The following is a 15,036-nucleotide window of genomic DNA, read 5'->3' as shown; positions in this document are numbered from 1 at the left end:
TAAGCTCCTGTTATTTGAGTAGCAACATTTTTTTAGTGATTGTTTTATTGTCAAAAGTAAGTTGATAATAATAAATTCCGTTCGGCAAATTTTTATCAGGCAATGCGTTCAAACTAAAACGGTAAGAATATACGCCCGACGTCCTGTATTCATCAATCAATGTTCTGATTTCCCTTCCGAGAACGTCGAACAACTTTAATCTTACATGTCCTTTTTCCGGCAGTGAATATCTTATAATTGTTTCCGGATTGAAAGGATTGGGATAATTCTGGCTCAATTCGAGATTATATGGAATTTTGTCAGTTTCTTTCAAAGAAGTAATAAATTGTCTGAATATTTTTTCGGCTTCTGCCGCGTCAACCGGATAGTTAAATATTTTTAATTCGTCGATCGCGCCGGAAAACGGAGCGTTCTTATCGGAACTGTTTCCTACAAATAAATTTTCCCTTTCGGAAATATCGCCCGTAATGTCGGCCGCTTCGTCCGCCGGTTTACCGTTGAAAAATAATTTGAGTTTTCCGTTTTGCGCATCTCTTACCCCAATTACATTATTCCATCCTTCCGAAAGATAATTTGACAAATTCGTCAGCCTTGCGGTTGTTTTATTTGTATCGTCGTCGATTGCAAAACGAAGTTCGTTATTCTTTATTTCAATGCCGTACCATTTGCCCGACTTTTTGTTCAACGGGTCTTTTGCAAAAGAGCCTTTATTAATCAAATACATCGACGTTTCTTTCATTTCGTTTAATTCGAACCAACAGGAAATCGAAAAACTTTCCGTTGAAAAATCAATGGCGCCGTGATGAGGCATTTCCACATAATCGTCCACTCCGTCGAATAATAGCGCCGCATTGTTTATGCCTTCGGTCCACGAATTCTCATTCATTAAAAAAGCGGCGCCGTTTATATGAAATTGCATAAAATCATTGACAATAAAATTTTTACACTCGTCGAATTTCCAGTAAGCGATTACTTGGGGAGACAAATTTTTTTTTGTTATGAAATACCACGTATCGCCCGTTGTTTTTCCGTTGGAATTGATCTCGTCGATTCGCCAGTAATATTTTGTGTTGTATTCAAGATTGCCGGGTTTAAAATAATTTTCCGTAACCGTCTTAACAAACGGCGGCGGATTTTGGAGTCCGAAATAGACTTCGTGATAATCCGCGTTTAATCCGGCTTCCCATTCCAACGCCGTTGTTAACGAAACAAAACTTTCTTTATTGAACGGTATCGGATTGTTCGCTTTTAAAGGAGGCGACGTAGCGCTCAACGTTGTAATTATCAACGTATCGGAGTAATCGGAGGATAACGAGTCGTTAAATGCCGCAACCCTGTAATAATATGTCGTTAACTCTTCGGCGGAGAAATCGATAAAATTCGTTGTGTTCTTTTCTGTTTCAGCCAATAATTCGAAGACGATTTCAGATTCTCCGGATATAATTCCGCGTTCTATTTTATAACCGTTTTCGTTTTCTGCATTGTCGACCCAGCTCAATTTCACTTTCGAAAAGTCGATTAATTCTCCTCTTAAATCGGAAGGCGTAGGAATGAAATCAGGGAATGACGTTATCGAATTAAGATAATTTTCGAGATTCGTGTAACCGTTTTCGGCAAATGAGCTTCCGTCTGAAGCGTCTTGAGGATTAAGACCGTTTTCTGTTTCCCAAAAGTCCGGCATACCGTCATGGTCGGAATCGACTTGTACAGGTCCCTGCTTTAATTCCGGCCAGCCTCCTACTTCTTCCTGAGAATCGATAATTCCCGTTACCGGATGATCTTTGGAAAATCCCTGCTTTACTCGATATGTTTTGCCTTCGTAATTGGCATAACCGTTACGGACTTCGTCGATTATTCTTTTGTCGACAGCGTCTCTCCTCGGCAGAATAGCGCCCGCGCTATCGAGCACAAGTAAATATGCTTCTTCCGCAGACTGCTGCGTTATCGGCATATAATCAAAAGGCGAATCCGACTTTATTGAATCTTTATATTGCGGATAGACATTTTGAACGCCGTACTGCCAGTTGTCCTGAGTCGTTTCGGGACTTCCTTCAACATAATTATCGGCAACGTACCATTTGCCGTAATCGAGCAAACCGTTTCGGGTGCTCGGCGCCACAATTCGATTTCGCACTCCATCTTTTGTGGCGGGTCCCGGTTTAAAATAATTAGCCGCAAGATTTATTCGCGTAGCGGGACTCTCCGAATAATTTTGGTCGTGTAATTCGCCGCCGTAAATACTATTGAAGCCCCAGTTATAAATCACATTATTCCTGAAATCGGTATTGCCGCTGCCTGACACGAAACGGGGATTGCGGCTCGAATGGTGGGCAAAAAGATTGTGATGATACGACGAATTTTTTCCGCCCCAGATGGCTCCGTAGCCGTGTTCTTCTTTTTCGTGAGTCGATGAATATAAACTTTCGCTTATAATACACCATTGTATCGTTAAATTTTCGCACCAATAGAGCGACATTGTCTCGTCGATGCTCCAGCTCAGCGAACAGTGGTCGATTATAATGTTCTTATGATACCGGCTGCTCATAGCGTCGCCGTCGGCTCCCAAACCGGCTTTGTCGCCCAGGCGAAACCTTAAATATCGTATAATTACGTTGTCGGCGTCAATTTTTAACGGATAATCGGCGATGCAAATACCGTCGCCGGGAGCGGTCTGTCCGGCTATCGTAATGTATGGATTTTTAATCGAAAGGTCGGACTTGAGATGAATGGTACCCGATACCCTGAATACAACCGTTCTGGGTCCCGAAGCATCAACGGCATATCTCAAACTTCCGGGTCCGCTGTCGTTGAGGTTTGTAACTTCTAAGACGCGGCCGCCTCTGCCGCCAATAGTGTATTTACCCCAGCCTTCAGCTCCCGGGAACGCCGGTTGCTGCGCGGAGACGATTGCAAATTGAATAAAAAGCGACAGAATAAAGTATTTAATAAAATGCTTCATCGATTATCCGGAGAAATCATAAAAAAGGCATCCCGGAAAAAGTATTATTTCGATATGCAGGATGCCTTTTTAATCATATATTAAATTCCGTTATTTAATCAGCATCATTTTACGTACGAGCGACGTCTCTTTCGATGTAAGTTTATAGAGATATATTCCCGTTGATAAATTTTCGGCATTGAACGTAACGTTATGATTGCCCGCGTTCAATTGACCGTCGATCAGCACGGCTACTTCTCTTCCCAAAATATCGTATACGGCAAGTTTTGTATAACCGGCTTCGGGAATAGTAAACGAGATATTTGTAGTCGGATTGAACGGATTGGGATAATTTTGTTCCAGACTGAAACTTGTCGGAAGAATTTCATTTTCTTCTACGGAGACAGCATTGCCGGCCCATCTTAAGTCGCCGATAGGACCGCCGTCCGTACCGAATGTAAGCAGAGGCGAACCGGCGGGTAATGTAAAGTCACCGTTTTCAGGATCGAGATATTCGGGGTCCATATAAATCGTATCGTTTTCCGAAGGAATTGTAACCCATCTCAAATCGCGGTTTGGGCCCAATTCCCAGAAGCATAATTTTTGCCAGGTTGCAATCGGAGGCATATCGGAAGAAGCTCTTTTGAAATACAAAACTTTTTCGGTTTTATCCTGAGCATTAGAGAAGATCGAATTTGAAAGTACCCACTCATTTTCTGAGTGTTCTACAAGAATCATATTTTTTCCCCCGCCAACATCGTTAAAAGTACAATGGTCAATCAGACCTTTTGGAGGAAATGAATTAGGGTAACTGGAACCTCCCATAAAACGCAATCCGTATGCGTTAATGTGATAAAATGTGCAGTTCTTTGCTTCAAAGTATTTGCAATTTGCGTATTTGAACTGAACCACCGAACCAGTTGTGCCGCTTCCCGGTTCGTCTCCAAGGTTATATACGATCGTATTATGAATCATAATCGTATCCTGAACCACGTTATAGAGCGTTTCGTCAAATGCGCCGTCTATCATATTGCCAGCAAAATCATGAATAACGCAATCTTTAATATAGAGTTTTCCTACCTGGATTTCGTTCAATGGGACCGGGTATGAAATAAGTTTTGTTTGAACCGGAATTCCTGGAGCCATCGGGCTGTCGCCTCTGATTTCGAGACCTTCGAGCGTCAAAGCGCTGCCTTCGTCCATAACAAAGTATTCGCTGGGTGAATTTTCGCCCGGTGTAAAGTTGCTGTACAAAATCGGCTTGACTTCAGCAGTCGGTTCTTCGGCTTTAATAGTAATTTGCTTGTTCTTCAATACGGCGAAGTTAGCCGTCGAAGTTGTATATTCAGCGCCGTTAATCAAAACAAGGATATCCCCTGAACTGGCATTTTCGATTGCCGTCGTAAGCGAGCCGTCGCCCGGATCTACCATAATGACATTTTGTGCAAAAACCATTCCGGAAAACGCAAAAATCAACAAAAAAAGTAACTTTTTAGGCATGTTAACCTCCCAGACTTATTGTTTGTGAAATTAAGCTATATGCTTAACTTAATCGCTAACTTAAGTTGCGAAAATTTTGTTTTAATGTCAATAGATTTATTCAGTCTACTTTCCTTTTTTTAACCACTCGATTGAATTGCTGATTAAATTTCGAAAATTTTTGTTTTCGTATACATTCCTGTCATGCCCCAATAGAAGCGTAACTACCACGGAATTCTTGTATTTCCTTGTCCACCCCAAATATTTTGCCGACTCGCAATTATCCGTACCCAGTAAATTATTGTTTCCCTCCGCATATTCTATATTGATATAAATCTCGTCGTGAACGGAAAAATTTTCCATCCCTTTAGTAACCGGATGATTATTGTCGAGTATAATTACTTCAAAATCCTGATCGTGTTTGTAAGTGGAAGGACCGTATTTTAGCCCTTTGTATAAATACGGAGTGTAGTGATATCTGGCGCCGGCAATTTTTAAAAATTCATCCCATTCCTGGTGTGCAACGATTGCATGATGCAAAAATAAGACGCCAATTCCCTTTTCGAAAATCGAAAGGAACGCCTCTTTTTGTCCGGCATTCATCTCCTGAAAAGTATCGTAAAAGAGAACCACGTCATAAATCGACATCGAATCGCCGCTGAAAAAGTTAAACGCATCGGGTTTGGCTATCGCTTTATAATTTATTTCTTTATTGTCGTCGAATATCCGGTAAAACGAAGGGTCGACCGCTTTACCGCCGGTTACTATCAATAAATCCGTTTTGTTTTGGGCAAAAACGCCAGTCACTGTAATTATTAAATAAATTATAAAAATCTTCATAACGCTTTAATTCTATCCAATAATTGCTCTTCAACCGGAATTCCTTCTTCTTCGCACTTTTTCTTGAAACGCGCTGATCTTTCTCCAGGGTAATAAATAACTTCGTCGACGGACACTGGTTCCGCGCTTTTATAGAATCTCAAAATTTCATCGACATACAATTCGAGTTTATCGTTGAATACCGGCTTAATAGCTATAAATACCTGGGACATTCCCGTATCATATTCCGATTTCGACAAATCGGCGGTAGAATTGCCTTCGGCAAGAATCGAGGCAATTAAATCGAGCAGGAGCGATAATCCGGCTCCTTTCCAAAGTCCTATTGGCAGAGCCCGCTGCGTTTTATTTATTTCAGAGGGATCTTTGGTCAAATTACCCTGCGAGTCGAAACCGCCGTAGTAAGGGAGTTCTCGGTTTTTATTTATATAATCGGCAATTTTACCGTATGAAAATTGAGACAACGCCATATCGAGCACTACCGGACCCTCTTTACGCGGTACGGCAACTACTATCGGGTTATTGCCCGTCGCCGCCTGCTTTGCGTTCCACGGCGGCAGATTAGGAATTGTATTTGTCCAGCAGATAAAGATGAATCCTTTTTCAGCCGCCATCCATCCGAAATATCCCGCTCGCATCCAGTGATTAGTATTTCTCAAAGCAATACAACCGATGCCGTATTCTTCGGCGAGTTCCATTGCTCTTTGCGTTACTGCATAAGCGTTCAATGGACCGGGACCGATATTACCGTCCCATTGCTCGACTGCCGAATACGATTTTTTTAAAGCGGGCTTTGCTCCCGGCTTAATCAACCCCTTGTCGATATACTCGATAAAAAGAGGAAATCTGTTGATGCCGTGGGAATAAACGCCGCTAGCCGTATTATCAGTAAAAATTTCGGCGCACAGCTCGGCGTCATCAACTGGAAAGCCGCGCTCTAATAATTTAATTCGAAATATATCTTTGAGTTCTTCTTTTTTTATTTTTGTCACTGTTCAAAATATTTTGAATAAATAGAATTAATCGTATCAATATCTTCCCGACTTAACTGAACCGAACCCGCTCCAGCATTCTCAATTACCTGCCGACGATTTCTTGCGCCGCAGAGCAAATGCGTAATCCCTTTTCTGTTAAAAGTCCAGGCGCAAACAAGCTGAGCTACCGACACTTCGTGTTTTTCCGCAATCGGCTCGAATTCTTTCAGCATGGAATTCACCTTATTGATATTTTCCGGCGTAAACAGAGGATTATTGCGTCTCAGGTCGCCTTCGTTGTATTTTCTGTCGGGTGAAATTTTTCCGGTCAACAAGCCCTGCGAAAGCGGCGAGTATGCCAGAACTGCAATCTTATTTTCGTAACAGTAGTCAAGATTGCCCTGTTCTTCGATTTTTCTGTGGAGCATATTATATTTTTCCTGGTCGGAATCGATCGCTCCGTATCTTTTCATCTGTTCGACCGTCGCATTAGATACTCCGATGGCTCTTATTTTGCCTTCGTCTTTTAATTTGGTCAATTCCGCCATTGTATCTTCAATCGGAGTTGTCGATTCCTGCCAGTGAGTTTGGTATAAATCGATATAATCGGTCTGGAGTCTTCTCAGGCTTTGCTCTATTTCATAACGAATCGATTCGGGATGAAGATATTTATAGATTTTCATCGCTCCGGGAGTCGATTCGTCCGCAGCTCCTTTTTCCGTCGTATAGAAAAAAGAACTCGCCTTTTTCCAGGTCCCATCTCAAACCGCATTTGGTAGCAATTAAAACTTTATCCCGTTTGCCTTTAACGGCTTTGCCTACGATTTCTTCGGAATAACCGAAGCCGTATGCGGGAGCGGTATCGATCAAGTTGATTCCGTTGTCGATAGCCGCATAAATGGCGTCGATACTATCTTTTTCGTCGCTGCCGCCCCACATCCAGCCGCCGATTGCCCAAGCGCCGAATGCTATTACAGAGGCATTCAGTCCGGATTTTCCAATTTCTCTGTAAATCATGAATAAAACCCCTATTTATTTGCAGCCCAATAAATTCCGCCTACTATATGTTTAATAAAATTCTGGTCGGTATAGTGCTCCGGGAGATGTCCCAACGCGGTATACCAGATTCTGAATTTATCGATTTCTTTGCACCAAGAGACAGGGTGAAAATCGCCGTGTTTTCCCCCTTTATAAGTCTTTTCGTCAACTGTAACAAGAACTTCAACATTTTCGGGTAATTTTTTCCAGTTATACCACTCATCTTTCCAGACAAAAGTATCGGGCAGATGTTTTGTTGAAAGATGATTTTTATTTACAACTTTTACAACCGCATCCTGAATTTCCGGATGGTCTTCAAAACAAGCGCCTATAAAATTGCAGTACCAATCCCAGTCTTCCAATGTCGCGGTTGCGGAATGAATACCGACGAAACCCTTTCCCGTTTTGGAGAATTCCATAAGAGCGCGTTTCCCTTTTTCATCCAGAATGTCGCCCGATGTATTCAGAAAAACCAGAAGGTCGTAATTTTTCAGATTTTCAGTATTGATTTTCGTGGAATCGTCCGAGCAATCGATCCGGAATTTATAGTTATCCGCAAGTTTACAAAACATGTCGATTGCCGTTTCGGTCGATTCGTGCACATAATCGGACGCTTTGTAGAAAACGAACAAATTAATCATTTCAGGTTCCATCGGCTTTTCATCGATTTTGTAATTTACATTCCATTTAATCCATCGGGCAACTTTTTTGCCGTCTTCTTTAATGGGAAGGAATTTCAACTTACTCGAATAATTAATTGCGGCGGTATCGAGAATCTTGAAGCCCGAGGATTTAATCAATTTAATGTCGCTTACGCTTCCCGTAGTATCGACAAAAATCATTAAATCCACTTTGCCCTGAATATTATTATCCAAAGCTTCCTTCGGATAATACAATTCGATTGTTTTCAGGAGAACGGGTTTTTCGAGCGCCCTTTCCTTCTCTATATTACTAAAAAAAGAACAAGAATAAATAAGGAAAGGAATAACAAATAGTATTCCTTTCATGACGCTTTTTCCTTTTATTTGTTGACTTCCTATCGAGCCATCCAACCACCGTCTACTACCAGAACAGTACCGTTAACATAACTTGAAGCATCCGAGCAGAGGAAAACCATTGCGCCCATAAGATCCTCCGGAAGGCCCCATCTGCCTGCAGGAATTCTATCTTGAATGGCTTTGTTTCTTACGGGGTCTTCCCTTAGCGGTCGGGTATTTTCAGTTGCAATATATCCGGGAGCAATTGCGTTTACGGTAACGCCTTTCGAAGCCCACTCGTTGGCAAACGCCATCGTCAATTGTTTAACTCCTCCTTTCGATGCGGCATATCCGGGTACCAATATACCACCCTGGAAAGACAAAAGCGAGGCAATAAAGACGATTTTCCCGTATCCTCTTTCGACCATGTCTCTGCCGATTTCACGCGTCAAAATAAATTGCGCAGATAAGTTAACTTCGATAACCTTATCCCAGTACTCGTCCGGATGTTCGGCTATCGGCTTGCGTAAAATTGTGCCCGCGTTATTAACAAGAATATCAATTCGGGGAAAATCTTTTTTGACCTGTTCAATAAAACCGTAGAGCGATTTTCTGTCGGAAAAGTCGCTTACATAAGATTTAAAATTCCGTCCGGCGGCTTTTACAAGCTTTTCGGTTTCGGTAAAATCATTTACATACGAGACGCCGATAATATCCGCTCCGGCTTCAGCCAGAGCCTGAGCGTATTTTTGACCGATCCCCTGATTCGAGCCTGTAACCAATGCAATTTTACCGTCGAGTTTGAATTTATCGAGAATCATTACAACACCTCCGTTAATTTATTTTTATCTTAATTCTTTCATTGGAATGTGATCCATGTCGTCGAAGGCTTGATTTTCTCCGCCCATAGCCCAGATAAATGAATAACTCCTGGTTCCGCAGCCCGAGTGGAGCGACCAGCTGGTCGACAAGACAGCCTGACGGTCTCGTATTATCAAGTGCCGTGTTTCTTTCGGATCGCCGATTAAATGTACAACAAAATCGTCTTCGCTCAAGTTAAAATACATATACACTTCGGAACGTCTCTGATGCGTATGAGCCGGCATTGTGTTCCATACGCATCCTTCTTCCAATTCGGTCAATCCCATTGCAAGCTGGCATGTAGGCAAAATTTCCGGCAATATATATTGATGAATAGTTCTCTTGTTCGACGATTCCATCGAGCCCAAATTCCTGTGGATTGCGTCTTCGTATTTGATATGCTTCGAAGGATATTCTTTATGCGCCGGATAACTGACAAAATAGAACTCGGCGGGTTTGTCGGGGTCGTCGCTCAAAAATTTCACTTCTTTTGTGCCTCTGCCAATATAAAGCGCGTCTCTGAAATTCATCGTGTATTCTGCGCCGTCGAGGATAATCTTTCCTTTGTTGCCGATATTCAATACTCCTACTTCCCTCCTTTCGCAAAAGAACTCAGCCGCCATTTCTTTTTTTGACGCGGTCAACGTAAGTTCTTTTCCTGCAGGCACCGCAGAGCCTGTAATCGACCTGTCGATGTCGGAATAGACCATCGGGACTTCGTTTTTGACAAAAAGGCTTTCGATCAAAAACGACTGACGAAGTTCGTCGGTTGTCATTTTCTTAAAACCGTTTTTATCGGGGGAGTAACGTACTTCCATCTCAACCTCACTGTTTATATTCAAATTAAACGTTTACTTTGTTTTATAAAAAATTTATTGTCTGCTTTTAACTCCAGTATCAATATAACCAAATAATTTAACTAACCGCCTTTCGGTAGAACGAAACAATCGATTACTTTTAACGACTTTTTTTTGGCCTTGGTAGAAATTACAACCGGTAATAATTTAAAAACTTTCGTCGAATTTATCTCAAAAAGACGCCGAGCGTGAAAAATTTTTATATTAACAAGAGCGGAGAAAAAATCTCCGCTCCAAATTTGTTCAAATTAACCGAGCCATTCTTTAATTTTGGCTGCAACCTGCGGACCGGTAAATCCGAATTTTTCCGCTAGCGTTTTGTACGGTCCCGACGCGCCGAATCTTTCCATTCCGATTGTAAGAAGTTTTTGACGGAACAAGTCGCCCCATCCCATCATCGAAGCCGCTTCGATAACCACTACCGGCGCGTTTTCCGGGAAAATCGATTTTTTGTAATCGTCGCTTTGTTTAACAAAAAGTTCTTTCGACGGAATCGACACTACCCGCACCGAATAAGCGTCGGAGAGTAATTTAGCCGCTTCTGCCGCCACCGGCACTTCGGAGCCGCTTGCTGCGATTACAAGGTCGGGTTTATCGCCTTTTTCTTTCGAAACAATGTAAGCTCCTTTGAGAACTTCCTTCGGTTCGAAATCCGATCTTCTTTCAAAGGCTTCGATTTTTTGACGAGTCAAAACCAGCGCTACAGGGCCTTCTTTATGTTTAAGGGCAAACGACCACGCCATCGCTGTTTCAACTCCGTCGGCGGGTCTGAATACGGTCACATTAGGAATTGCTCTTAAAACCGCTAAATGTTCGACCGGCTGATGAGTCGGACCGTCTTCGCCCACAAAAATCGAATCGTGCGTGAATACATAAGTAACCGGTATTTCCATTAAAGCGGCAAGCCTTATCGTCGGGCGCATATAATCGGAGAATACAAAGAAAGTTGCTCCGAAGGGTCTGAAACCGCCGTAGAGAGCCATTCCGTTCAGAATAGCGCCCATCCCGTGTTCGCGTATTCCGAAATGGAAATTTTTGCCTTCGAATTTTCCCGGAGCTACCGCGTCGAATTCTTTCATATACGTATTAGTAGAAGGAGCCAGATCAGCCGAACCGCCAACAAAATTCGGAACCAGCCGGGCAATCTTTTGAATTACTTTACCGGACAATGATCTAGTTGCGCCTGGCTCTTTCGGAGCGGCATTCAGTAATTCTTCTTCGATGTTTTCAGGCAGCCAATTTGTAATATATTTATTAAATTCGTCGGCTTTTTCGGGATTGCTCTTTTTCCATTCCTCGAAATTTTTCTGCCAATTGTCATATTCTTTCTTTAGCTCGGCTTTCCTGTCATCGAACAATTTTTTCACATCTTCAGGCACATAGAACTCTTTATCGAGAGGCCAACCCAAGTTTTTCTTTGTCTCTATCAATTCTTCTTCGCCCAGAGGCGAACCGTGAACCTCGGCTGTGTCGACTTTATTCGGACTTCCGAAACCGATATGCGACTTTGTAATTATAATGGTCGGTTTTTCGGTTTCCTGCTGAGCTTTGTTGATTGCATTGCGTATTTCATCGTGATTATAAGCGTCTGTTTTCAGCACCTGCCATCCGTAAGATTCGAATCGTTTTTCGATATCTTCCGAGAAAGTAATCGAAGTATCGCCTTCGATAGTAATATTATTGTCGTCGTAAAAATAAATTATATTGCCGAGTTTGAGATGACCTGCAATCGAGGCGGCTTCGTGCGAAACGCCCTCCATCAAATCGCCGTCGCTTACAATCGCATAAATAAAATGTTTGCCGAAAAGTTGATTCTTGTCGTCGTTGAAACGCGCAGCCGTCATTTTAGCTGCAATTGCCATCCCGATTCCATTTCCGAATCCCTGTCCGAGCGGTCCGGTTGTCGTTTCAATACCGGGAAGAAGTCCGTATTCGGGATGACCTGCGGTTCGGCTGCCCCACTGTCTGAAAGATTTCAGTTCGTCGAGCGTAATATCGTAACCGCTAAGATACAACAGAGTATAAATAAGCATCGAGCCGTGACCCGCAGACAATACGAACCGATCCCTGTTATGCCATTTCGGGTCGTCGGGATTGTGTTTCAGAAATTCGGTCCATAGAACCATAGCCACGTCAGCCATTCCCATCGGCATACCCGGATGACCCGAATTTGCTTTCTGGACACCTTCGGCTGCCAGTATTCGAATAGTATTCGCAGCTAATTTTTTGACATCATTGTTTTGCATATAACTCCCCCAAATTGATTAAAAAGTAATCCGCAAATTTAATAAATTCAGACATTATATGTAGTCGAAGATGTCGTTCCGCCATGTCCAGTCCAGTTTGTATGGAAAAATTCTCCTCTCGGTCTGTCGACGCGTTCATAAGTGTGTGCTCCGAAATAATCTCTTTGCGCCTGCAGAAGATTTGCTGGAAGTCTTTCATGTCGGTAGCCGTCGAAGAAATTCAAAGCCGTCGATAGAGCGGGCGCCCAGATACCGTTGCTTATTGCAGTTGTAACAACTCTACGCCACGATTCCTGCGACGATTCCACTTTTTCTTTAAAGAACGGATCGAGAATCAAGTTCGACAAATCGGGATTTTTGTCGTACGCCTCTTTAATTTTTCCGAGGAATTTAGAACGGATAATGCATCCACCGCGCCACATCAAAGCAATACCTCCGTAATTGAGATTCCAGCCGTAATCTTTTGCCGCTTCGCGCATTAACATAAATCCCTGCGCGTATGAAATAATTTTCGAAGCGTACAATGCGTGCATTAAATCATTTATAAATTGTTTTTTATCGCCTTCGAATTTAGGTTTTGGACCGGAGATTATTTTCGAAGCTTCAACTCGTTCTTCTTTCAATGCAGAGAGCGACCTTGCATAAACGGCTTCGCCTATTAGAGTTAGCGGGACGCCGGCTTCCATCGAAGCGATAACCGTCCATTTACCCGTTCCTTTTTGCCCCGCCGTATCGAGTATCTTTTCCACCAGCGGCTGACCGTCGGTATCTTTATAAGCCAGTATGTCGCGTGTAATTTCAATTAGATAACTTTCGAGTTCGCCTTCGTTCCATTCTTTGAAAATTTGATGCATCTCGTCGTAAGAAAGTCCCAACAAATCTTTCATAATCTGATAAGTTTCGCAAATCAACTGCATGTCGCCGTATTCGATGCCGTTATGAACCATTTTAACGAAATGACCGGCGCCGTTTTCTCCGACCCAATCGCAGCAAGGCGAACCGCCTTCAACTTTGGCTGCTATCGATTGGAATATCGGTTTGACATATTCCCAGGCTTTCGGCGAACCGCCCGGCATAATCGAAGGACCTTTTAATGCGCCTTCTTCGCCGCCGGAAACGCCGGTTCCGATGAAGAACAATCCTTTTTCTTCAACGTACTTTGTTCTTCGAATAGTGTCTTGAAAATTCGAATTGCCTCCGTCGATAATTATATCGCCCTGCTCCAAAAGAGGAATTAACGCTTCTATAAAATCGTCGACCGGCTTACCGGCTTTTACCATAAGCATTACTTTACGAGGCTTTTTGAGATTCGACACCAATTCTTCCAGCGAATGCGTACCGATAATATTTTTGCCTTTGGCTCTTCCGTTGATGAAATCGTCCACTTTAGAAGTGGTTCTGTTATAAACCGCAACGGTAAATCCGTGACTTTCCATATTGAGGACGAGATTTTCTCCCATTACGGCAAGTCCTATCAGACCGATATCTGCTTTACTCATTTTTTATCTCCTTAATTTTGAAATCTTCCTTTATAAGCCCAGAGACCGAGAGCGGGATTCGAAATGAAGAAAATCTTTTCTCCGTCGGGCATTGTATTAAAACCGTCTGTTAATTTTTCAGGATTATATTTTTTTAACATTTCATTTAAGTCGCCGTACTCAAAATTAACGCTCTCAATTTCTTCTCTGGATAAATTGCCGGGACAATATCTGACAGTAAACCTGTTTTCAGACGAACCGTGAATCAGATGCGCAGCGGCGCTTAAATTTTCCTTAAGTTCGCTGTTTTCATCCACAAATTTAAGAATTTCCGGAGTAGTTCTGTAGCCGTATTTTCTTATCAATCTGTCGATTTCTTTGTCCTCGCCGAATTCTTTCAGACCGGGAGCAAGCACAATCAACTCTCCGCGGTCTGCAATAGCCATTCTGGTTCTGTAAATGCTTTTGTTGCCGAGCCATGTGCTCTTAAATTCATGCGGGTCGAGATATACGACCACCTTTTCGAGCGGCGCATCGAGCATTTCAAAATTAACCTGAAGGGAAAGTTCGGCCGCCATTTTAAAACATTCGTAATCGTCGCCTATAAACAAGCCTTTAAGCACAAGTTCGTTATTCTCGTTTTTTCCTACAACCGTCAAAATATAGACTATCGGTAAATCTTTTGCGAAATTGTCCGAAGCGTAATTTAGCACTTTCCGGACGGGATTGTCTGCCCTGCCCATTATTTTCTCCATTCCGTAAGCTGCTCCCAGGAAATGACTTTTGTTGATTCCTTCCTTGCCGCCTGTGCCCACAAAAATGTTTTTATTATAATTTGCCATTCCGATAACTTCATGCGGCACTACCTGTCCGACGGAAAGGATTAAATCATGTTTGCCTTCCACTAATAATTTATTAACCTGTGCAGGCCATGAATATTTTACTTTTCCTTCCGAGACCTCATAGACATATTCTTCAGGCACTATACCGAGAGTAGCAAGATCCTCGCGCCATCGATGCACTCGGAATAATTTTAGAGGTATTTCCCCGAACATAGTTTTAATTTCGCTTTCGGACATCGGGGCATGAGTTCCCAAAGCTGGCAGAATATCCTTGAGTTTATCTCCGTAATATTCATAAATTAAATTAGTTAACTCGCCCGCCTTAGAATGATATCTCGTAAAATCAGGCGGAATGGCGAGAACTTTCTTTCTCGATCCGATTTTATCGAGCGATTCATACAGATATTCTTTAGCCCGGTTCAAACTAATTTCCGAATCTTTTGAACCGACTGCGCAATAAATCATAAATACCTCATAAAAAAAAGCGGGTAATAAATTTACCCGCGTAA

At 42.5% G+C, this 15,036-nt stretch carries 12 protein-coding genes and 1 pseudogene; all 13 read right to left on the bottom strand.

Annotated elements, in window-relative coordinates; genetic code table 11:
- Positions 1 to 10: 10 nt before the first annotated feature.
- Complete coding sequence (locus ACOYVE_RS05345) at positions 11 to 886, bottom strand: LamG-like jellyroll fold domain-containing protein (RefSeq protein WP_422881180.1); 876 nt, start codon at positions 884 to 886, stop codon at positions 11 to 13.
- Positions 887 to 1,570: 684 nt separating this feature from the next.
- Positions 1,571 to 2,959 (bottom strand): annotated as a pseudogene (locus tag ACOYVE_RS05340) (pectate lyase family protein); the annotation flags it as partial.
- Between the two features lie 90 nt (positions 2,960 to 3,049).
- The gene (locus ACOYVE_RS05335) at positions 3,050 to 4,438 is read right to left on the bottom strand and encodes a DUF5123 domain-containing protein (protein ID WP_014857001.1); all 1,389 of its coding nucleotides are present in this window, start codon (positions 4,436 to 4,438) and stop codon (positions 3,050 to 3,052) included.
- A gap of 105 nt (positions 4,439 to 4,543) precedes the next feature.
- Positions 4,544 to 5,257, bottom strand: coding sequence for a ThuA domain-containing protein (locus ACOYVE_RS05330; RefSeq protein ID WP_014857000.1), 714 nt, complete (start codon positions 5,255 to 5,257; stop codon positions 4,544 to 4,546).
- Complete coding sequence (yiaK, locus tag ACOYVE_RS05325) at positions 5,254 to 6,246, bottom strand: 3-dehydro-L-gulonate 2-dehydrogenase (RefSeq protein ID WP_014856999.1); 993 nt, start codon at positions 6,244 to 6,246, stop codon at positions 5,254 to 5,256. Before yiaK ends, ACOYVE_RS05330 begins: the two co-directional genes overlap by 4 nt.
- Positions 6,243 to 6,911, bottom strand: coding sequence for an aldo/keto reductase (locus ACOYVE_RS05320; RefSeq protein WP_422881154.1), 669 nt, complete (start codon positions 6,909 to 6,911; stop codon positions 6,243 to 6,245). The genes yiaK and ACOYVE_RS05320 overlap by 4 nt, the downstream gene beginning before the upstream one ends.
- Positions 6,898 to 7,245 carry an aldo/keto reductase gene (locus ACOYVE_RS05315; RefSeq protein ID WP_422881152.1) on the bottom strand — a complete coding sequence of 116 codons (348 nt, stop codon included), beginning with the start codon at positions 7,243 to 7,245 and terminating at the stop codon, positions 6,898 to 6,900. The genes ACOYVE_RS05320 and ACOYVE_RS05315 overlap by 14 nt, the downstream gene beginning before the upstream one ends.
- Positions 7,246 to 7,256: 11 nt before the next feature.
- On the bottom strand, positions 7,257 to 8,273 hold the full coding sequence (locus ACOYVE_RS05310; RefSeq protein WP_014856997.1) for a TonB family protein: 1,017 nt from the start codon (positions 8,271 to 8,273) through the stop codon (positions 7,257 to 7,259).
- A gap of 29 nt (positions 8,274 to 8,302) precedes the next feature.
- Positions 8,303 to 9,064, bottom strand: a complete 762-nt coding sequence (locus tag ACOYVE_RS05305) for an SDR family oxidoreductase (protein ID WP_014856996.1) — start codon at positions 9,062 to 9,064, stop codon at positions 8,303 to 8,305.
- A 24-nt stretch (positions 9,065 to 9,088) separates the two neighbouring features.
- Positions 9,089 to 9,922: a 5-dehydro-4-deoxy-D-glucuronate isomerase gene (kduI, locus tag ACOYVE_RS05300; RefSeq protein ID WP_014856995.1), complete on the bottom strand. Its 834-nt coding sequence runs from the start codon at positions 9,920 to 9,922 to the stop codon at positions 9,089 to 9,091.
- Between the two features lie 287 nt (positions 9,923 to 10,209).
- Complete coding sequence (tkt, locus tag ACOYVE_RS05295; protein ID WP_014856994.1) at positions 10,210 to 12,207, bottom strand: transketolase; 1,998 nt, start codon at positions 12,205 to 12,207, stop codon at positions 10,210 to 10,212.
- Between the two features lie 47 nt (positions 12,208 to 12,254).
- Positions 12,255 to 13,706 (bottom strand): decarboxylating NADP(+)-dependent phosphogluconate dehydrogenase, encoded by a 1,452-nt coding sequence (gene gnd, locus ACOYVE_RS05290; protein ID WP_014856993.1) that lies wholly within the window; start codon positions 13,704 to 13,706, stop codon positions 12,255 to 12,257.
- Positions 13,707 to 13,717: 11 nt separating this feature from the next.
- Positions 13,718 to 14,992, bottom strand: coding sequence for a lactate racemase domain-containing protein (locus tag ACOYVE_RS05285; protein WP_014856992.1), 1,275 nt, complete (start codon positions 14,990 to 14,992; stop codon positions 13,718 to 13,720).
- Positions 14,993 to 15,036: the final 44 nt, after the last annotated feature.

It is taken from the genome of Melioribacter sp., from assembly GCF_049325435.1.
Classification (GTDB): Bacteria; Bacteroidota; Ignavibacteria; order Ignavibacteriales; family Melioribacteraceae; genus Melioribacter; species Melioribacter roseus.
This window is presented reverse-complemented; position numbering and strand designations above follow the sequence as displayed.